Origin of the sequence: Nakamurella alba, assembly GCF_009707545.1 — a bacterium.
Taxonomy (GTDB): domain Bacteria; phylum Actinomycetota; class Actinomycetes; order Mycobacteriales; family Nakamurellaceae; genus Nakamurella; species Nakamurella alba.
The window spans coordinates 943,955-962,863 of the sequence record NZ_WLYK01000001.1; the positions used below are offsets into that span (position 1 = coordinate 943,955).

Genomic DNA, 18,909 nt, shown 5'->3' on the forward strand with positions numbered 1-18,909 from the left:
CGCTGCCGGCGGCCAGACCGCCCCTGCCACGGTGTCCGCGACCCGCACGGCGATCGCGGCCGCCCGGACCGTCGTGGTCAAGGTCGGGTCGTCGTCGCTGACCACGGCGGCCGGCGGTCTGGACCCGGCGCGGCTGGACGCGCTGGTCGACGCACTGGCCGCCCGGGTGGCCGCCGGGACGCACCTGGTCCTCGTCTCCTCCGGCGCGATCGCCGCCGGTCTCGCGCCGCTCGGCCTGGCCCGTCGTCCCCGCGATCTGGCGACCCAGCAGGCCGCCGCGTCGGTCGGCCAGCAGCTGCTGGCCCAGCGCTACGCCGGGTCCTTCGCCCGGCACGGGCTGACCGTCGGCCAGGTCCTGCTCACCGGTGACGACGTGGTGCGCCGCGCCCACTACCGCAACGCCCAGCGCACCTTCGGCAAGCTGCTCGGCTTCGGGGTCGTCCCGGTCGTCAACGAGAACGACACCGTCGCCACCGAGGAGATCAAGTTCGGCGACAACGACCGGCTGGCCGCGCTCGTCGCGCACCTGGTCGGGGCCGATGCCCTGGTCCTGCTGTCCGACGTGGACGCGCTGCACACCGGCGATCCCCGGCTGCCCGGCTCCGAGCAGATCCCCGAGGTGGCCGACGCCACCGCCCTGGCCGATGTCGAGATCGCCACCTCCAGCAGCGATGTCGGCACCGGAGGGATGGGCTCGAAGCTCACCGCGGCGCTGACCGCGACCGGCGCCGGGATCCCGGTGCTGCTGGCATCGGCGGAGGCAGCGGCCGCCGCACTGGTCACCCCGGGACCGGACGGCACCGTGGTGCCGACGGTCGGCACCGCCTTCGCCCCGGCGCTGCGACGGACCAGTGCCCGCCTGTTCTGGCTCCGGCACGCCGCGCACTCCTCCGGGTCGCTGCAGCTCGACGCCGGCGCTGTCGCTGCGGTGGTGCAGCGCCGCAAATCCCTGCTCGCGGCCGGGATCACGGGGTGGACCGGCGAGTTCGACTCCGGTGACGTGGTGGACCTGCTGGGTCCGGACGGCATCGTGGTCGCCAGGGGGTTCGTCGCCCACGACGCGACCGAGATGCCGCTCGTGGTGGGCCGCAAGACCGCCGAACTGCCCGAGTCGCTGCGTCACGAGGTGGTGCACGCCGACGACCTGGTGTCCGTGCAATCCGCGCAGCCCGTGCAGTCTGCGCAGCCCGGTGGGGCCGGGCCGGTTCCGGGTACTCGTGCAGGCGCAGCAGGTCCGGCGGCCGAGAAGGAGAGCGCATGACCACCACCCAGGCACCCCGCATCGTGGCCGCGGGCAAGGAAGAGGTGCTGGCCTCGGCGCGGCGGGCGAAGGACGCGGCGGCCGGGCTCGCGCTGCTCACCCCCGCCGCCAAGGACGCTGCGCTGCGGGCGATGTCGGCCCGGATCCGGGCCGGGTCCACGGTGATCCTGGAGGCGAACGCGGAGGACGTGGCGGCCGGCCGCGGGGCCGGGATGAGCGACGCGCTGATCGACCGGCTGACCCTGACCGCCGCGCGCATCGAGTCGATGGCCGCCGGACTCGACGCGCTCACCGCGCTGCCCGACCCGGTGGGTGAGATCGTCCGCGGGTCCGTGCTGCCGAACGGCCTGCGCCTGACCCAACGGCGGGTGCCGATGGGTGTGGTGGCGATCATCTACGAGGCGCGGCCGAACGTCACCGTCGACGCCGCCGGTATCGCGCTCAAGGCCGGGAACGCCGCCCTGCTGCGGGGTTCCGCCTCGGCGCAGTCCAGCAACCGGGTGCTGGTGGACCTGCTCGCCGCCGGTGCGGCGGACGCCGGACTCCCCGCGGACTCCGTGCAGCTGGTGCCCGGGACGGACCGGGACTCGGTGCAGCACCTGATGACCGCGCGCGGGCTGGTCGACGTGATCATCCCGCGGGGCGGCGCCGGACTGATCCAGGCAGTGGTGAACGGTTCCACGGTGCCGGTGATCGAGACCGGGATCGGCAACTGCCATGTCTACGTGGACCGCACCGCCGACCTGTCGATGGCGGTCGACATCCTGGTCAACTCCAAGGCGCGCCGGCCCTCGGTGTGCAACGCGGCCGAGACCCTGCTGGTGCACGCCGATGTCGCCGGGGTCTTCGTGCCGCTCGCGCTCGCCGCGCTGGCCGCCGCCGACGTGACCGTGCACGGCGACCCCTCGATCGTCGAGATCGCCGCCGGTGCCTCGCACGTCGTGCCGGCGGCTGCGGCCGACTGGGACACCGAGTTCCTGTCGCTGGACCTGGCGGCCGCGGTCGTCGACGACCTGGACGCGGCGATCGCGCACATCGCGGCGCACGGCACCGGGCACACCGAGGCGATCGTCACCGGGTCGCTGGAGGCGGCGGAGACGTTCACCTCCCGGGTGGACGCGGCCGCGGTGATGGTCAATGCCTCCACCGCGTTCACCGACGGTGGCGAGTTCGGTTTCGGTGCCGAGATCGGCATCTCGACGCAGAAGCTGCACGCCCGCGGGCCGATGGGGCTGGCCGAGCTGACCAGTACCAAGTACGTCGTGGTCGGCGACGGGCAGACCCGGGCGAGCTCGTGATCCCACACGCGGACGACGGCACCCGACGCCGGATCGGCGTCATGGGTGGCACTTTCGACCCGATCCATCACGGCCACCTGGTGGCCGCGTCCGAGGTCAGCCACCGCTTCGGCCTGGACGAGGTGATCTTCGTGCCGACCGGCCAGCCGTGGCAGAAGTCCGGGGTGAGCGCGGCGGAGCACCGCTACCTGATGACGGTGATCGCCACCGCGGCGAACCCGCGGTTCACCGTGAGCCGGGTTGACATCGACCGGGTCGGACCCACCTACACCCGGGACACGCTGACCGACCTGCGGGCCGAGGAGCCCGACGCGGACTGGTTCTTCATCACCGGCGCGGACGCGCTGTCGGCGATCATGAGCTGGAAGGACGTGGACCGGCTCTTCGACCTGGCCCACTTCATCGGGGTCACCCGGCCCGGGTACGTGCTCTCCGAGGGCCGGCTGCCGGCCGGCGCGGTGACACTGCTCGAGGTCCCGGCCCTGGCCATCTCGTCCACCGACTGCCGGCGCCGCGTGGCCGAGGGCATCCCGGTCTGGTACCTGGTGCCCGACGGGGTCGTCCAGTACATCGCCAAGCACGGGCTCTACCCGTCCGCGCTCCCACCGGGGCCGTCCGCGGCCGCCGTACCGATCACTGCCGGGGCGCCCGCCCCGGTCCCGCACCAGCAGTTCCCCGAACAGGAGTCAGAGTGACCGCCACCGAGAAGTCCGTCGAGCTCGCCGGTATCGCCGCGCAGGCGGCGGCCGACAAGCTGGCCGCGGACATCACCATCGTCGACGTGTCGGACCGGTTGGCCATCACCGACTGCTTCGTCATCGTCACCGGGTCCAACGAGCGCCAGGTCGGCGCCATCGTCGACGGTGTCGAGGAGCAGATGCGTGCCGCCGGGGTGAAGCCGCTGCGCCGCGAGGGCGAGCGGGACGGGCGCTGGGTGCTGCTCGACTTCGTCGACATCGTGGTGCACGTGCAGCATTCCGAGGAGCGGGTGTTCTACGCGCTGGACCGGCTCTGGAAGGACTGCCCGACCATCCCGTTCGTCGACAAGGACGCGCCTGCTGCTGCTCCCGCGAGTGCTGGTGTCGATTCCGGTGTGTCGGCCGATGCCGCGGATGAGCCCGTGGACGAGCCCGCCGACGAGGTCGTGGGCGACGAGCCGGCGCAGCGGTGAGCCTGCAGCACCTGATCCTGCTGCGGCACGGCGAGACCGACTGGAACGCGGTCCGGCGCATGCAGGGCCACCGCGACATCCCGCTCAACGACACCGGTCTGGCCCAGGCCGCCGCGGCCGCCCCGTCGGTCGCCGCGCTGCGGCCGGAGATCATCGTGTCCTCCGACCTGGCCCGGGCGTTCGCCACGGCAGGAGCGGTAGCGGCGATCACCGGTCAGCAGATCGTCGTCGACCAGCGGCTGCGGGAGACCTCGCTCGGTCTCTGGGAGGGGCTCACCCGGGAGGACGTGGTCGCCGGGTGGCCCGGCGAGTGGCAGCAGTGGCGGACCACCTCGGCGCACTACGCGCCGCCGGAGGGGGAGTCCCGGTCGCAGGTGGCGGCCCGGGCCGCGGCCGTTGTCGACGAGCTCGACGCCGGCGACACCGGCCGGGCCCTGCTGGTCGCCCACGGCGGGCTGATCGTCGGCCTGACCGGCCGGCTGCTCGAGCTGCCGGCGGACTCCTGGAGTGCGCTGATCGGCGTCGGCAACTGCCACTGGGTCGAGCTGCACCGCCTCGACGGCCGCTGGCGTCTGCACTCCTACAACGCCGGTCTCGGCGGGGTCGTGCTGCCCGGCAGCGAGGACGAGGAGGCCGTCGCCGGCGTCTGACCCGTGGCCATTGCGGCCATTGCCTGCGGCCATGGCCTGCGTCCGGGCCTGGCGTGAGGGTCGGACCCGGCCGCCACGGGGCCCGCGCCACCGGGGTGGGGATGGTGCGGCCGGGTGCGGCCGGATCCGATCTCTTGCAGGTGCCGGAGGGGAGCGGTCGGGGTCGATCCCCGGTCCGACGACCACAGGAGCGACGGGTCGGGCTCCTGATACAGGGCCGGTCTCCCGGGTCTCCCGGTCTCCCGCTGTCCCCGGACTCCTGGTGCCTCCCGGACCTCGGGGAGTTCGTGAACTCCTGGGCCCTTCCCGATCCGGCCGGCGTCACCGGGCCGGCCGGCATCCGGGTCCGGCTGGTGTCTCCTGGTCCGGTCGCCTGCTGCTGGCCCGCTTGTCTCCCGCTGGCGCGGTCCATCCGTGCGGCGTTGTCCACAGACCGCTCGTTGTCCACAGCCGAGCCGGTGCCGGTCGACCACGCGACCACGGGTTCCTAGCGTCGGACGGGTGAGATCCCCCGTGCCCCGCTCCCGTTCCGGCTGGGTGCCTGCGGCGGAGGACCCGGCCGACGATCCCGACAACCGGGCCGATCCGGCCGGCGACGGCCCGGATGTGGGGAACGATCCCGACGACGAACCGGGTGTGGACCCCGACGACATCGACGCCAACGACGGCCGGCCCCGGTTCCGGGCCCGCCGGGTCCGGCGGTGGGCCGCACGCGGATCCCGGCTCACCGAGCGCTGGGTGCCGGAACCGTTGCGGGACAGCCGGGTCGAGCTGTCGAGGCGCGGGAGCACGGTGCTGGTTCTGGTGGCGGCGATCGCCGCGGTGGTGGCCGCGATCGGGGTGTGGCGGTCCCGCCCGGTGCCCGAGCCCGTCCAGGTCGCCGCACAGATGACCGCCGTCGCCTCCGCACCGGCCGGGCCGTCGGAGCCGGTGGGTTCCGCCGCCGCGGTCGGGACGCCATCGACCGTCGCCGGGTCCGTCCGGGAGCCCGCGACGGCCGACCCGCCGAGGGAATCCGCGGCCCCGGCGGAGATCGCCGTATCTGTCACCGGTCGGGTACGCCGGCCGGGCATCGTCCTGCTGCCGGAGGGATCCCGGGTGGCCGACGCCATCGAGGCGGCCGGCGGGCTGCTCGACCCGGCCGACATGACCGGGATCAACCTGGCCGAACCGCTCACCGACGGCCGGTCCGTGGTCGTGGTGGCCGGCGGGGCCCAGATCACCGGACCCCCGCCGGGCACGGCACCGGGCGGCAGCGGCACCGGTGCTGCCGATCCTTCCGCTCCCGGTGCACCGCTGGACCTCAACACCGCCGATGTCGCCGCCCTCGACGCGCTGCCCGGGGTCGGCCCGGTCACGGCCGAGAACATCGTCGCCTGGCGGGATCTCAACGGGAGCTTCGCCTCCGTCGAGCAGCTGCAGGAGGTCACCGGGATCGGGCCGGCGAAGTACGAGCAGATCGCCCCGCTCGTCCGGGTCGGATGAGGCAGGCCCGGTGGCAGGAGGAGGAGCAGGCCGCCCGGTGGGACCTGCGGCTGTGGCCCGGCGCCGGGGCCGTCTGGGCGGCCACCCTGGCTGCGCTCACCGGAGGCGTGGTGATCTGGTGTGCTGCGGTGGTTCTCGGTGTCGTGGCACTGGTGCTCTGCCGCCGCACGGGGCGTCTGGTGACGGCGACGGGAGCGGTGGCGCTCGGACTCGCGGCGCTCGCGGCCGGGGCGCTCCGCCAGCACGCCGCCGCAGCGGACCCGTTGGTGGAGGCTGCCGCGGGTGGCGCATGGGTGCGGGTCGAGGGCATCGTCGTGTCGATCCCGCAGGAGGTGACCGGTGGGTTCCCGGCCGCCGACGGCAGCACCGCCCCGCGCCACCGGGTGGGGATCGAGCCGGAGCGGGTGGTCGTCGGCGGCCTCACCTTCGATCCCGGGGTGCGGGTCACCGTGTTCTCCGACGCCGCCGGCTGGGTGGAGGTGGTTCCGGGCCAACGGATCTCGACCTCCGGCCGGTCCGCGCCCGACCGGCTGTCCGTGCTGTCGGCAGTGACGGTCACCGCCCGGGACCCGCCGCTGGTCACCGGATCGCCCCCACCCTGGCAGCAGGTCGCGGCCGTGGTCCGCCACGAGCTCCGTGCGGTGGCGACGACCCTGTCGGAGTACCCGCGGGGCCTGCTGCCCGGCCTCGTCGTGGGCGACACCTCGCTCGTGCCGGACGATCTCGAGGCGGCGGCGAAGGTCACCGGCCTCACCCACCTGCTGGCAGTGTCCGGGTCGCACTTCGCGCTGGTCTGCGGCCTGACGATGGTGGTGCTGCGCCGCTGGGGACCGCGTCCCGCCGCGATCGGCTCCGTGGCTGTGCTCTGCGGGCTGGTCGTCCTGGTCGGACCGCAGCCGTCGGTGCTGCGGGCCGCGGTCATGGCCTCGATCGCCACCGCGGCGCTGGTGCTCGGCCGCACCCGGTCGGCACTGCCGGCCCTCGCCGCGGCGACGATCCTGCTGCTCCTGCTGGATCCGGCACTCGCCGCCTCCGCCGGCTTCGCACTGTCGGTCTTGGCGACCGGGGCGTTGGTGACCCTGGCGCCGACCTGGTCCCGCGCGCTGCAGCGTCGTGGCTGGCCGGCGGGTTGGGCCGATGTGCTCACGGTGCCGGTGGCCGCCACGCTGGTCACCACGCCGGTCGTCGCCGGGCTCGGTGGGGCCGTGTCGCTGGTCGCCGTGCCGGCGAACCTGCTCGCGGCACCGGCAGTGGCGCCCGCCCTGCTGCTCGGGTTGCTGGCCGCCGTGCTGGCACCCTGGTGGCCCGACGCCGCGGTGCTGTGTGCCCGGTGCGCGGCACCACCGCTGGAGTGGATCGCGCAGGTCGCCCTGCAGCTCTCCCGCTGGCCCGGTGCCGCTCTGCCGTGGCCGGCGACACCGGTCGGGGTCACCCTGCTGACCGGGCTGCTGCTGGCCGGGTCGTTGGCACTGCGCGGGCGGCGGGCACGCGCCCTGGTGCTGGCCGCAGCGGTCGGGGCGGCCGCGGTCCTGCTCCCGGTCGCGGTGATCCGGCCCGGCTGGCCGCCGGCCGGCTGGATCGTGGTGGCGTGCGAGGTCGGGCAGGGATCGGCGTACGTGCTGGCCACCGACCGGCCGGGCGTCGCGGTGCTGGTCGACGCCGGACCGGATCCGGTCGCGGTCGACGGCTGCCTGGACCGGCTGGGCATCGGCACGCTCGCCGCGGTGGTGATCACCCACCTGCACGCCGACCACGTCGACGGGTTGCCGGGCGCGCTGGACGGCCGGTCGGTCGGGCTGGTCGCGGTCGGCCCCGATCGCAGCTCGGCGGGGGCCTGGTCGGCGCTCGCCGGGGAGACCGGCGGGGCGGGAATCCCGGTCGTGCAGTGGGTCCCCGGGCAGCGGTGGCAGCTGGACGGCCTGGAGCTGCAGGTCCTTGGGCCGGATGCACCGGCGCGACCGCCGCCGGTGACCGCGTGGACCGACAGCGACCCGGATCATGCCAACGACAACTCCCTGGTGCTGCGGGCGGTGCGCGGCGGCGTCGTCCTGCTGATGACCGGCGACGTCGAGGACGACGCCCAGCGCGACCTGCTGCGATCGGCCGGGACGGTGCCCGGTGGGCCGCTGGACGCCGAGATCCTGGCGCAACCGCACCACGGCTCGGCCACCTTCCGCCCGGAGCTACTCGAGGCCGTGACACCCGAGATCTCGCTGATCGGTGTCGGTGTCGGCAACGACTACGGTCATCCGGCGCCGTCCGTGCTGGAGTTGCTGGGGGCTGCCGGGGTGGCGGTCGGCCGCACCGACCTGGACGGTGATGTCGCGGTCGGTGGCGCTCCCGGTGCACTCTTCGTGGTCCGGCGCGGGCCTGCGCTGCCACCGCCCTGACGCTGCACGCGCCCGTGGGGGATGCTGGACGCCGGATCGTCCGGCCCGCGGGCGTGGCGGAGGGAGTACGGGTGCAGGACACCGCCGGTCTGCGGTCCGAGGTCAGGGCGCTGGTCACAGCCTGGCAGGACGCCGGTCGGTTCACCCCACGGTGCGACAACTGGCTCCGGGGCTTCGATCCGGAGTTCAGCGGTGAACTGGCCGCCCGCGGGTGGCTGGGCCTGACCTGGCCGACCGCGGCGGGTGGCGGCGGCCGGCCGAACACCGACCGGTTGGTGCTGACCGAGGAGCTGCTGCGGGCCGGCGCCCCGGTCGCGGCGCACTGGATGGGGGACCGGCAGATCGGTCCGGCGGTGCTGCGCCACGGCTCGGCGGCGCTGCAGGAGCAGTACCTGCCGCGGATCGTCGCCGGGGAGATCACCTTCTGCCTCTGCATGAGCGAGACGGAGTCCGGATCCGATCTGGCATCCGTGCGGACCCGCGCGGACCGGGTGGACGGCGGGTGGCTGGTCCGCGGCGGCAAGATCTGGACCAGCCACGCGCATCTGGCCTCGCACGCCTACCTGCTGGCCCGGACCGGCGACATCGGGTCCAAGCACGACGGCCTGTCGGAGTTCGTCGTCGACATGGCGACCCCGGGCATCACGGTGCGGCCGATCCTCGACCTACGCGGCGCGCACCACTTCAACGAGGTGACCTTCGACGACGTCCTGCTCCCGGCCGAAGCCTTGCTCGGCACCGAGGGGAACGGCTGGACCCAGGTGACCGAGCAACTGGCCTTCGAGCGCGGCGGCATCGAGCGGGTGCTGTCCAGCTATCCACTGCTGGCCGCGGTGATGGCGGCGCACGAGCATCCGGATCCGGTGGCTGCCCGGACCCTCGGCGCGGCACTGGCGCGGCTGGCCGCTCTGCGCCGGGTGGCCCGCGGCGTGGCGGAGATGATCGACGAGGGCCGGGCGCCGATCCGCGAGGCCGCGGTGCTCAAGGACCTCGGCACCGCGTTCGAGGGCGAGGTGAACGACATCGCCCGCGCCCTGGTAGACATCGAGCCCGACCCGGACGGATCTGGGATCGCCCGGCTGCTCGCCGACAACCTGCTGTCCGCACCGGGATTCACCATCCGCGGAGGCACGACCGAGGTGCTCCGCACCATCGTCGCCCGCTCCGCGACCGCTCCCGGTCCGGTCGGCGGTCCGGAGCTGCGGGCCATGGCCGACGAGGTGCTGACTGGACAGGGCGGGGAACCGGACCGTTCGGTCGGGGACGGCACCTGGCAGTTGATCTCCGATCTCGGCTGGCCCGGGGTCGGCATCGACGAGGCCGCAGGTGGTTCCGGCGGCTCGATCGTCGACCTGCTGGAGTTGCTCCGGGCGACGGGTCGGCATTCCGTGTCGATCCCGCTGGCCGAGACCGGCTGGGCGGCAGCACTGCTGGCACCCGCCGGCGGGTTGGTCGGGGACGGCCCGGCGACGGTGGCTCTGGCGAACGCGGCCCTGCCGGTGCTGGCGGACGGCCGCATCTCCGGGACCGTTGATCGGGTGCCGTGGGGATCGTCTGCAGCCCGCCTGCTCTGCGTGGCCGCGTCGGGTGACGGCCCGGTGCTGGTCGGCATCGATCCGGCCGCCACCGGTGTCACCTGGCACCACGGTCAGAACCTGGCCGGCGAGCCCCGGGACGACCTGCAGTTGGACGCCGCACCCATCGAGGTGCTCCGGCCGGTCGACGTGGACGTGGTCCGGGCCCGGGGGATGGTGCGACGGACGGCCCAGCTGGTCGGTGCGATGGAGGCCGCCGTCGACTCGACCGTGCAGCACGTCACGGTCCGGCAGCAATTCGGCCGCCCTCTGGTCGCCTTCCAGGCGGTGGGATCGCAACTGGCGCAGATGATCTCGGAGCTCGAGCTGGCGCAGGCGGCGCTGCGCACGGTCACCGACAGGATCGCCGACGACGGTGACGGGGGCGCCGTATCAGCAGGCATCGACCGCGACATCCTTGTGGCCGGGGGCGTCGACCGGGTGCGCGGTGCGTTCGTGGTGGCAGCCACGGCGGCCGGCCGGGTGGCCCGGGCTGCCCACCAGCTGCACGGTGCGATGGGCATCACCAGGGAGCACCGGCTGCACCTGTCCACCCGTCGGCTCTGGTCCTGGCGTGACGAGTTCGGCGGACCGGACCGGACCGCCGCGGGCCTCGGTCGATCGCTGCTGCCGCAGGGCGAGAACGCCGTGTGGGACTGGATCGTGGGCGAGGTGGACGGATGACGGGTGCACGGATGACGGGCGGACGGATGACGGGCGGACTGACGACGGGCGGACGGATGACGGGCGGACTGATGACGGGCGCAATGGCGCGAAGAATGACGGTCGCGGCGCGACGGCTGCCGGTCCGGGCGGTGGCCGGGTGACGACGGACGGGACGCGACCGCCGAAGGTGCGGGCCACGGTGGAGGACGGGCGCTGGACGATCACCCTCGACGACCCGGACCGACGCAATGCCATCGACGAGGCGGTGATCGAGCAGTTGGGCGCTGCGGTCGACGCGGTGGCCGCCGATCCGTCGGCCCGCACCCTGGTGGTGACCGGTGCCGGTGCGGCGTTCTGTGCCGGCGCCGACCTGCCCGCGCTCTTCGGCGACACCGACCGCACTGTCGCGCAGACCCGGGACCACCTGCATCGGGTGTACGAAAGCTTCCTGCGGATCCGGCGGCTGCCGATCCCCACGCTGGCCGCGGTGCAGGGGCCGGCGGTCGGCGCCGGGATGAACCTGGCGCTGGCCTGCGACGTGCGGATCGCCGGCCCGCGGGCGCGGTTCGCCGCCACCTTCACCCGGATCGGCCTGCATCCGGGCGGCGGGTGCACCTGGTTCCTGGTCGACATCCTCGGCCCGCAGCGCGCCTTCGCGATGATCATGGACGGCGGAGCGCTCGACGGGCCGGAGGCCGTCGCCGCCGGGCTCGCGCTGCGGGTGGTCGACGACCCGGTGGCGGACGCGCAGGCCACGGCCGCGCGCTGGGCGGCGATGGACCCGCAGCTGGCCAGGGACGTGAAGAAGGCGGTCGGGATCGCCCGTTCCGGCGGCTTCGACGCCGCCCTGGAGTTCGAGTCCTGGGCCCAGGCCTCCGCCGCCGGCAAGCCGGAGATCCAGGCGGTGGTCGACACCTTCCGCCGCTGAGCGGCCCGGCCACCGGGTGAGTCACCGCTCACCGGCAGCGGGACGTCCGGGTCAGTGGAGGAGCTTGAGACCGACGACGCAGCCGACGATCCCGAGCAGCAGCAGGATCTTCACCAGCGACACGGACTCGGTGCCGGTGACCATGGCGTAGCCGACGGTCAGGGCGGCGCCGATGCCGACCCACACCGCGTAGGAGGTGCCGACCGGCAAGCTGCGCATCGCCCACGCGAGGCCGGCCATCGAGGCAATCAGCGCGACGCCGAAGACGACAGTCGGTGCGAGGCGGGAGAATCCGGCGGAACGGCCGAGAGCGGTGGCCCACACGGCTTCCAGCACACCGGAGACGACGAGAACGATCCAGGACATGACGAGCTCCTTGTCAGGAGCCGTCTTGTCGCTGTCCGGGTACGGCAACCCTCGTCCGGGAACCGGGTTCCCGGCTCGCCTCCACTGTTGCACACGGGGGAGTGGGCGGCCAGGCGGGTGGTGGTGGTTCCGGTCACCACCCGCCTGTTCGGGTCAGCCCGGATCGGGTCAGCCGGTGCTGTCCGGCAGCGACGCCAGCTCGGACCGCACCGCGGCCAGCTGGGCGGCGAGCTCGTCCGCCCGCTGCTGGGCGGCGCGGCGGTGGTCCTCCAGGTGGGTCTGCACCGCCTGCGTCAGTGGCTCGTTGTCCAGCGTGCGGACGATCTCCCAGACCCGGGCCGGCGACACCGGGGTCGGCCGGACCACCGTGCGGGCACCGACCTTCGCCTCGATGCGCCAGCTGCCGTTCTCGTCCGGACCGGTGGCGACGGTGATGGTCACCGGCGCGCGTCGGCCCTTCGTGGCTCCGGTGCGCGGACGGGCGGGCGCCGGGCGACCGGCGGGGGTCTCCGGAGCCGCACCGTCGGTCGCCGGAGCAGGGGCATCCACCGCCGTCGGTGCGGGTGCCGGTGCGGTGGCCGTCGAACGGGGGAGCGGCCGCCGCGCCGGCTCTGCGTCACCTGCCGATGTGGTGGTCGCACCCGACCCGGCAGCGGAGTCCGGCGCGGTCGGCACGCCGCGTGCGGGCGGCGCCGACAGGTCGGACGGGGCGAACGGCAGCACGTCCTTCGTCGCGCCGCTGCCCACCTCGACCATCACGAACTCGTCGCCGTCCGACGCCGGGTCCCCGATGCGCCGGACCCGACCCACCGCGCCGGCCGGGAACTGGGCGGACGGGCTGACGCCGACCCGCACGGTCTTGCCGTCGTCGAGCCGCCGGCGCAGCTCCTCGACATCGAGCGGGACGGGCTGGGCGCGGCGTGCTGGCATGGCGTCATCCTGCCAGCCGCCACCGACAGCGCCCGGGAGGCAGGACTTCCGGCCGCGATCAGGCCGACAGATCCGACCGACAGATCCGACCGAGATCGGACCGACAGATCCGACCGCGATCCAGCCGACAGATCCGACCGGGATCAGACCGACAGCGCGGCCCCGGCCGCCACCGCCGCGGCCGGCAACGCTGCGGCGATCCGGTCGAGCGCGGCGTCGTCGTGCGCGGCGGAGACGAACCAGGCCTCGTAGGCGGACGGCGGCAGGTAGACCCCGGAGGCCAGCATGCTGTGGAAGAAGGCCGCGAAGGCGGTCGTGTGCTGCTGCCTGGCCTCGTCGTAGTTGGTCACCGGTGCGTCGGCGAAGAAGATCGAGAACAGGTTGCCGGCCCGCTGCAAGCGGTGCGGCACCCCGGCCTCGGCCAGCGCGGCGGCAGCCAGATCACCGACGCGCAGGGCGGTCTCGTCCAGGTGCCGGTAGACGGCGTCGTCACAGCCGCGCAGCGTGGCCAGCCCGGCGGCGGTGGCGATCGGGTTCCCGGACAGGGTGCCCGCCTGGTAGACCGGCCCGTTCGGGGCCAGCAGCGCCATCACGTCGGCCCGGCCGCCGAACGCGCCGACCGGCAGGCCGCCGCCGATCACCTTGCCGAAGGTCATCAGGTCGGGCTGCCAGCCCTCGACGGCGCCGTCCAGGCCGAACATCCCGCTGCGGGACAACCGGAATCCGGTCATGACCTCGTCGCTGATCAGCAGGGCGCCGTCGGCCCGGGTGATCTCCGCCAGTGCGGCGTTGAAACCGGGCAGCGGCGGCACCACACCCATGTTGGCCGCGGCCGCCTCGGTGATGACCGCCGCGATCCGGCCCGGATTGGCGGCGAACGCCGCGCGGACCGCCTCGATGTCGTTGTAGGGCAGCACGATCACCTCGGCGGTGGTGGCCGCGGTGACCCCGGCGGAGTCCGGCAGGCCGAACGTGGCGACGCCCGAACCGGCCGCGGCCAGCAGGGCGTCCACGTGCCCGTGATAGCAGCCGGCGAACTTCACGACGGCCGGCCGGCCGGTGAAGCCGCGGGCGAGCCGGATGGCGGACATGGTCGCCTCGGTCCCGGAGGACACCAGCCGGACCTGCTCGACCGGCGCCACCCGGGCGACGATCTCCTCGGCCAGCAGCACCTCGCCCGTGCCCGGGGTGCCGAACGACAACCCCTTCGCCGCAGCGGTTCCGACGGCCTCGAGCACGGCCGGGTGCGCGTGCCCGAGGATCATCGGACCCCAGGACCCCACGAGATCGACATAGGTGTTGCCGTCGACGTCGGTGATGGTGGCGCCCTTCCCGGACACCATGAACCGCGGGGTGCCGCCGACGGACCGGAAGGCACGGACCGGCGAGTTCACCCCGCCGGGGGTGACCTGGCAGGCGCGGGCGAACCACTCGGCGCTGCCCGGTACGGGCTCGGTGAGGGTCATCAGATCTCCTGTCCGGCAGCCAGTTTCGCAGCCACCTCGGTCGCCCAGTAGGTCAGCACGATCTGCGCGCCGGCCCGCTTGATGGACAGCAGCGACTCGGCGATCGCCCGGTCCCGGTCGATCCAGCCGTTGGCCGCCGCGGCCGAGATCATCGCGTACTCGCCGGAGATCTGGTACGCCGCCACCGGGACGTCCACCGTCGCGGCCACGTCGGCGAGCACGTCCAGGTACGACATCGCCGGCTTCACCATCACCAGGTCGGCGCCCTCGGCGACGTCCAACGCCACCTCGCGGGCGGACTCCCGCCGGTTGGCCGGGTTCTGCTGGTAGGTGCGCCGGTCACCCTGCAGCGCGGAGTCCACCGCCTCGCGGAAGGGGCCGTAGAACGCGGATGCGTACTTCGCGGCGTAGGCGAACACGCCGGTGTCGGTGTGCCCGGCGCCGTCCAGGGCGTCGCGGCAGGCGGCGACCTGGCCGTCCATCATCCCGGAGGTGCCGATCAGGTCCGCCCCCGCCTCCGCCTGGGCGACGGCCATCTCGCGGTAGCGCAGCAGCGTGGCGTCGTTGTCGACCTCGCCGTGCTCGTCCAGCACGCCGCAGTGGCCGTGGTCGGTGAACTCGTCCAGGCACAGGTCCGCCATCAGCACGGTGTCCTTCCCGACCTCGGCCCGCAGGTCGGACAGCGCCAGGTTCAGGATCCCGTCCGGCTGCGTCGCGGCGGTGCCGATCGGATCACGCTCGGCCGGGATGCCGAAGAGCATCAGCCCGCCGACCCCGGCGGCGACGGCCTCCGCGGCCGCCACCTTCAGCGACTCCCGGGTGTGCTGCAGTACGCCGGGCATCGACTGCAGCGGGACCGGTGCGGTCAGCGATTCCTTGACGAACATCGGCAGCACCAGATCGGCGGGATGCAGCCGGGTCTCGGCGACCAGTCGGCGCAGCGGCGCGGTCCGGCGCAGCCGGCGCGGGCGGTGGGTGGGGTAGCTCATGACGTCCCTTCCTCTGGGGCAGGTGTGGCAGCAGGTGTGGCGGCGGCGACGGCGGCGAGCGCGTCCACCAGGCCCTGTTCGGTGGGATCGGCGGCGGTGAAGGTCAGCGCGAGGCCGGCCTCGCGGACCGCGGCCGCCGTGCTCGCCCCGATCGCACCGATCACCGTGCCGGCGGCGACCGGCAGGCCGGCCAGCGCGGCCACGGTACTCGGCGAGGTGAGCAGCACCGCCTCGAAGGCGCCGTCGGCCAGGTCCTCGGCGATCGACGACGGCGGCGGCAGCGGGACCGTCCGGTAGGCCGGCACGCCCTGTACCTGGAACCCTCTGGCGCGCAACGCGACCGCGAGGGTGTCGGAGGCGATCGCGGACTGCGGCAGCAGCACCCGCGGGTGCTCGCCGGGCGCCGGCCAGATGGCCGCCAGGGTGGCCGCCGAACCACCGGACTCGGGCATCAGGTCGACGGCGATCCCCGCCGCCCGGACGGCCCGGGCGGTGGCCGGACCGACCACGGCGACCCGGGTGTCCGCCGGGACCGCCGGGTGCAGGGCCAGGGCGGATGCCCGGTCCAGTACCGCATCGACCGCGTTCACCGAGGTGAAGGCCACCCAGTCCACCCCGCCACGGGCCAGGTCGACCACGGCGGCGTCAAGCGCGCCGGTGTCGGCCGGTGGCTCGAACGCCAGCAGCGGGATCGCCTGCGCCGTCGCACCTTCCGCTCCCAGCAGGCCGATCAGCCGGGAGCTGCGGGAGGACGGTCGGGGCAGCAGCACCCGCCAGCCGGCGAGCCGGTTCACCGTTCCCGTGCCGCCGTCAGGGCGGTGGCCGCGCCGTCGGCGAGCAACTGCTCGGCAAGACGCCGGCCGATCCGCGCGGCATCGCCGGCGTCCCCGGAGACGGTGCCGTGGAAGCGGTGTCGGGCCTCGGTGTCCATGACGACGCCGTGCAGGGTGAGCGACGGGCCGGCCACCACCGCGCGGGCGCCGACCGGTGCGCTGCAGCCCGCCTCCAGGTGGGAGAGCAGGTTCCGCTCGGCCGTGACCTCGGCGCGGCTCGCCGGGTCGTCGACGGCCGCGAGGGCGGAGGCGAACCAGGCCGACTGCCGGTCCTCGAGCCGGCACTCGACGGCGAGCGCACCCTGGGCCGGCGCGGGCAGCATCACCTCGGACAGGTCGTCGGTGATCTCGTCCACCCGGCCGATCCGGCGCAGGCCGGCCGCGGCCAGCACGACCGCGTCCAGGTCGCCGGAGTGCACGCGTCCCACCCGGGTGTCGATGTTGCCGCGCAGCGGCCTGATGTCCAGATCCGGCCGGGCGTGGCGGATCTGGGCCGCCCGTCGCGGCGATCCGGTGCCGACGGTGGCGCCGGCCGGCAGCCCGGCGAAGGTCAGTCCGTCGCGGGCCACCAGTGCATCGGCCGGGCTCTCCCGCGGCGGCACGGCACCGAGGGCGATCCCGGCGGCCGGGGCGGTCGGCAGGTCCTTGAGCGAGTGCACGACCAGGTCCACCTCGCCGGCCAGCAGCGCGTCGCGGACCGCGGAGACGAACACCCCGGTGCCGCCGATGCCGGTCAGCGGCGCCATGTTCACGTCGCCCTCGGTGCGGATGGTGACCAGCTCCGCCGGCACCCCGATGAGCGCGGACAACTGCTCGCCGATCATCCCGGACTGCGCGAGCGCCAGGGCGCTGCCCCGGGTCCCGATCCGCAAAGCGGAGGGCAGGCGGGCGGCCGTCATACCGGCAGCCTGCCGGGGATGCCGGAGCGGATCAGTTGCTCCGCCGACACGTCGGTGTCCTCCCAGTCGCGGGCCGAGTCCTGGCCCGCTGTGGTCGGTTTCGCCCCGCGCAGGTTGACACAGCAACCGGTGGCGCAGAAGTCGGGACGCTGGGGGAGTGACACCGGTCCGATGGTCAGGTCCGGGCGGCGGCCCTGCAGCCGTTCGGCGACGAGCGCGGCCAGGCCGGCGACGAACCGCCGGTCCGTGCCCGGGGTCGCCACCCGCTCGAACCACACCCCGGCGGCCTCGGCGGCGTCCCGGGCCTCGTGGTCCAGGTCCCACACCACCTCGACGTGGTCGGAGACGAAACCGATCGGCACCACGACGGCGGCGCTGTACCCGCGGGCACCCATGCCTTCGATGACGTCGCAGATGTCGGGCTCGAGCCACGGCATCGACGGCGGGCCGGAGCGGGACTGGTAGACCAGCTGCCAGGCCGGGGTCGCCCCGCAGCGGCCGGCGACCGCGGCGGCCACCGCGGCGCAGGCGGCCATGTGCTGGGTCACGTAGGCGCCGCCGGGAACGTGGTCGCCGAGGCAGGCGGCACCGGAGCTGTCCGCCATCGCGTCGGGGATCGAGTGTGTGGTGAACAGGATCTCGATCTGGGAGATGTCGAAGTCGTCGTCGAGCGCATGCTGCACGGCGGCGGCGGTGCCGTCGGCGAACGGGTCGATGAAGCCGGCGGTGTCGAAGTACGGTCGGATCTTGTCGATCACCACCTCGCCCACCAGACCGGTGCTCAGCAGGGCGCCGCCGAAGTCCTCCCGGTACTGCCGGCACGAGGAGTACGACGAGTACGCGGACGTCGCCACCCCGAGCAGCCGGCGCCGGCCGTCCCGGGCGGCGTCGGCCACCACGTCGGAGATGTAGGGCTCCCAGTTGCGGTTGCCCCAGATCACCGGGAGGTCGAGACCCCGGTGCCGGAGAGCCTTCTCCAGCGCGGCCCGGAGCGCCCGGTTCTGGTCGTTGATCGGGGAGACGCCGCCCAGGGCCTGGTAGTGGTGCGAGACCTCCACCAGCCGTTCCTCCGGGATCCCACGACCGCGGGTGACGTTGCGCAGGAACGGCATCACGTCGTCCGGCCCCTCGGGCCCGCCGAACCCGGCCAGCAGCACGGCGTCGTAGCCGCCGGCGGTCATGCCAGGACCTCCACCGCACCCGCCTCGTCGACGCGGCGGCCCGAGTAGAACGGGACCTCCTCGCGGACGTGCAGCCGGGCCCGGGAGGCACGCAGGTGCCGCATCAGGTCGACGGTGTCGTGCAGCTCGTCGGCCTCCAGGCAGAGCAGCCACTCGTAGTCGCCGAGGGCGAAGGCGGCGACGGTGTTGGACAGCACCTGGTTGTACTCGCGGCCCATCATGCCGTGCTCGACGAGCATGGTCCGGCGCTCCTCGTCGGGCAGCAGGTACCACTCGTACGACCGGACGAACGGGTAGACGGTGGCCCAGTTCTTGGCGCCGGCCCCGGCCAGGAAGGCCGGCACGTGCCCCTTGTTGAACTCGGCCGGCCGGTGCAGGCCGACGGCGGACCAGGTCTGCTCGGTCGCCGCGCCGATGGCCGTGCGTCGCAGCGCCCGCGTCGCGTGCTGCAGGGCCTCCGCGGTCGGTGCGTGCCACCAGACCATCAGATCGGCGTCCGACCGCAGCGCGGACACGTCGTAGAAGCCGCGGATCTGCACGTCGTCCTGCTCGGCCAGTCGGGCGACCAGCGCGGTCAGCTCGTCCAGCGCGGCCTCGGCGGAGGTGGGCAGTCCGGAGGTCCGGCGGAGCACGGTGAACGCGGTGTACCGGATGCCGGCGTTGATCTCGCGGGCGGTCGGTCGGGTCCGTTCCGGGCGTGATCCGGTTCCGGCGGCGGCGCCGGTGTCACTGGTCATGCCCCCATCTTCCCCGCTCCGGGGAGTGGGATGTGCCGCGCGGGGTGTGGTGAGCGTGACCCGGTGAGGGGCGTCGCACGAACCG

The 18,909-nt window shown here is 74.1% G+C and carries 17 protein-coding genes and 1 riboswitch; of the genes, 9 read left to right on the forward strand and 8 right to left on the reverse strand.

Annotated elements, in window-relative coordinates:
• Positions 1–31 precede the first annotated feature (31 nt).
• The 9 genes from proB (at position 32) to GIS00_RS27230 (ending at position 11,423) form a co-directional block, all read left to right on the forward strand.
• Positions 32–1,261 carry a glutamate 5-kinase gene (gene proB / locus GIS00_RS04145; RefSeq protein ID WP_407666789.1) on the forward strand — a complete coding sequence of 410 codons (1,230 nt, stop codon included), beginning with the start codon at positions 32–34 and terminating at the stop codon, positions 1,259–1,261.
• On the forward strand, positions 1,258–2,559 hold the full coding sequence (locus tag GIS00_RS04150) for a glutamate-5-semialdehyde dehydrogenase (RefSeq protein ID WP_154767060.1): 1,302 nt from the start codon (positions 1,258–1,260) through the stop codon (positions 2,557–2,559). The genes proB and GIS00_RS04150 overlap by 4 nt, the downstream gene beginning before the upstream one ends.
• Positions 2,560–2,600: 41 nt before the next feature.
• Positions 2,601–3,254: a nicotinate-nucleotide adenylyltransferase gene (nadD, locus tag GIS00_RS04155; RefSeq protein ID WP_154767883.1), complete on the forward strand. Its 654-nt coding sequence runs from the start codon at positions 2,601–2,603 to the stop codon at positions 3,252–3,254.
• Positions 3,251–3,730, forward strand: a complete 480-nt coding sequence (gene rsfS, locus GIS00_RS04160) for a ribosome silencing factor (protein ID WP_196073105.1) — start codon at positions 3,251–3,253, stop codon at positions 3,728–3,730. The genes nadD and rsfS overlap by 4 nt, the downstream gene beginning before the upstream one ends.
• Entirely contained in the window at positions 3,727–4,380 is a 654-nt protein-coding gene (locus GIS00_RS04165) for a histidine phosphatase family protein (protein ID WP_322097475.1), read from the forward strand. Before rsfS ends, GIS00_RS04165 begins: the two co-directional genes overlap by 4 nt.
• 501 nt (positions 4,381–4,881) lie before the next feature.
• On the forward strand, positions 4,882–5,865 hold the full coding sequence (locus GIS00_RS28795) for a helix-hairpin-helix domain-containing protein (RefSeq protein ID WP_196073106.1): 984 nt from the start codon (positions 4,882–4,884) through the stop codon (positions 5,863–5,865).
• Positions 5,862–8,255, forward strand: coding sequence for a ComEC/Rec2 family competence protein (locus tag GIS00_RS04175; protein WP_154767062.1), 2,394 nt, complete (start codon positions 5,862–5,864; stop codon positions 8,253–8,255). The genes GIS00_RS28795 and GIS00_RS04175 overlap by 4 nt, the downstream gene beginning before the upstream one ends.
• Positions 8,256–8,326: 71 nt before the next feature.
• A complete protein-coding gene (locus GIS00_RS04180) occupies positions 8,327–10,513 on the forward strand; it encodes an acyl-CoA dehydrogenase family protein (protein ID WP_322097476.1) in 2,187 nt (728 codons plus the stop codon).
• Between the two features lie 139 nt (positions 10,514–10,652).
• Positions 10,653–11,423, forward strand: a complete 771-nt coding sequence (locus tag GIS00_RS27230; RefSeq protein ID WP_322097477.1) for an enoyl-CoA hydratase — start codon at positions 10,653–10,655, stop codon at positions 11,421–11,423.
• A gap of 51 nt (positions 11,424–11,474) precedes the next feature.
• Here the strand turns inward: GIS00_RS27230 and GIS00_RS04190 are convergent, their stop codons facing one another.
• From GIS00_RS04190 to hemQ, 8 genes are all read right to left on the reverse strand, one after another.
• A complete protein-coding gene (locus tag GIS00_RS04190; protein WP_154767063.1) occupies positions 11,475–11,789 on the reverse strand; it encodes a DMT family transporter in 315 nt (104 codons plus the stop codon).
• A gap of 14 nt (positions 11,790–11,803) precedes the next feature.
• Positions 11,804–11,869: riboswitch (guanidine-III (ykkC-III) riboswitch) on the reverse strand.
• Positions 11,870–11,957: 88 nt separating this feature from the next.
• The gene (locus GIS00_RS04195; protein WP_154767064.1) at positions 11,958–12,719 is read right to left on the reverse strand and encodes a DUF6319 family protein; all 762 of its coding nucleotides are present in this window, start codon (positions 12,717–12,719) and stop codon (positions 11,958–11,960) included.
• A 143-nt stretch (positions 12,720–12,862) separates the two neighbouring features.
• A complete protein-coding gene (gene hemL / locus GIS00_RS04200) occupies positions 12,863–14,185 on the reverse strand; it encodes a glutamate-1-semialdehyde 2,1-aminomutase (RefSeq protein ID WP_154767065.1) in 1,323 nt (440 codons plus the stop codon).
• A complete protein-coding gene (gene hemB, locus GIS00_RS04205) occupies positions 14,185–15,174 on the reverse strand; it encodes a porphobilinogen synthase (protein WP_154767066.1) in 990 nt (329 codons plus the stop codon). The genes hemL and hemB overlap by 1 nt, the downstream gene beginning before the upstream one ends.
• On the reverse strand, positions 15,171–15,968 hold the full coding sequence (locus GIS00_RS04210; protein WP_154767067.1) for a uroporphyrinogen-III synthase: 798 nt from the start codon (positions 15,966–15,968) through the stop codon (positions 15,171–15,173). Before GIS00_RS04210 ends, hemB begins: the two co-directional genes overlap by 4 nt.
• The gene (gene hemC / locus GIS00_RS04215) at positions 15,965–16,906 is read right to left on the reverse strand and encodes a hydroxymethylbilane synthase (protein ID WP_154767068.1); all 942 of its coding nucleotides are present in this window, start codon (positions 16,904–16,906) and stop codon (positions 15,965–15,967) included. The genes GIS00_RS04210 and hemC overlap by 4 nt, the downstream gene beginning before the upstream one ends.
• Positions 16,903–18,087: a ferrochelatase gene (locus GIS00_RS04220; protein ID WP_154767069.1), complete on the reverse strand. Its 1,185-nt coding sequence runs from the start codon at positions 18,085–18,087 to the stop codon at positions 16,903–16,905. Before GIS00_RS04220 ends, hemC begins: the two co-directional genes overlap by 4 nt.
• Complete coding sequence (hemQ, locus tag GIS00_RS04225; protein WP_154767070.1) at positions 18,084–18,824, reverse strand: hydrogen peroxide-dependent heme synthase; 741 nt, start codon at positions 18,822–18,824, stop codon at positions 18,084–18,086. The genes GIS00_RS04220 and hemQ overlap by 4 nt, the downstream gene beginning before the upstream one ends.
• Positions 18,825–18,909: the final 85 nt, after the last annotated feature.

Coding starts and splice junctions, on each gene's coding strand:
- GIS00_RS04190 (WP_154767063.1), bottom strand. CDS start 11,789: ATGTCCTGGATCGTTCTCGTCGTCTCCGGTGTGCTGGAAGCCGTGTGG.
- nadD (WP_154767883.1), top strand. CDS start 2,601: ATGGGTGGCACTTTCGACCCGATCCATCACGGCCACCTGGTGGCCGCG.
- GIS00_RS04175 (WP_154767062.1), top strand. CDS start 5,862: ATGAGGCAGGCCCGGTGGCAGGAGGAGGAGCAGGCCGCCCGGTGGGAC.
- hemB (WP_154767066.1), bottom strand. CDS start 15,174: ATGAGCTACCCCACCCACCGCCCGCGCCGGCTGCGCCGGACCGCGCCG.
- hemL (WP_154767065.1), bottom strand. CDS start 14,185: ATGACCCTCACCGAGCCCGTACCGGGCAGCGCCGAGTGGTTCGCCCGC.
- GIS00_RS04195 (WP_154767064.1), bottom strand. CDS start 12,719: ATGCCAGCACGCCGCGCCCAGCCCGTCCCGCTCGATGTCGAGGAGCTG.
- hemQ (WP_154767070.1), bottom strand. CDS start 18,824: ATGACCAGTGACACCGGCGCCGCCGCCGGAACCGGATCACGCCCGGAA.
- GIS00_RS04220 (WP_154767069.1), bottom strand. CDS start 18,087: ATGACCGCCGGCGGCTACGACGCCGTGCTGCTGGCCGGGTTCGGCGGG.
- GIS00_RS04150 (WP_154767060.1), top strand. CDS start 1,258: ATGACCACCACCCAGGCACCCCGCATCGTGGCCGCGGGCAAGGAAGAG.
- hemC (WP_154767068.1), bottom strand. CDS start 16,906: ATGACGGCCGCCCGCCTGCCCTCCGCTTTGCGGATCGGGACCCGGGGC.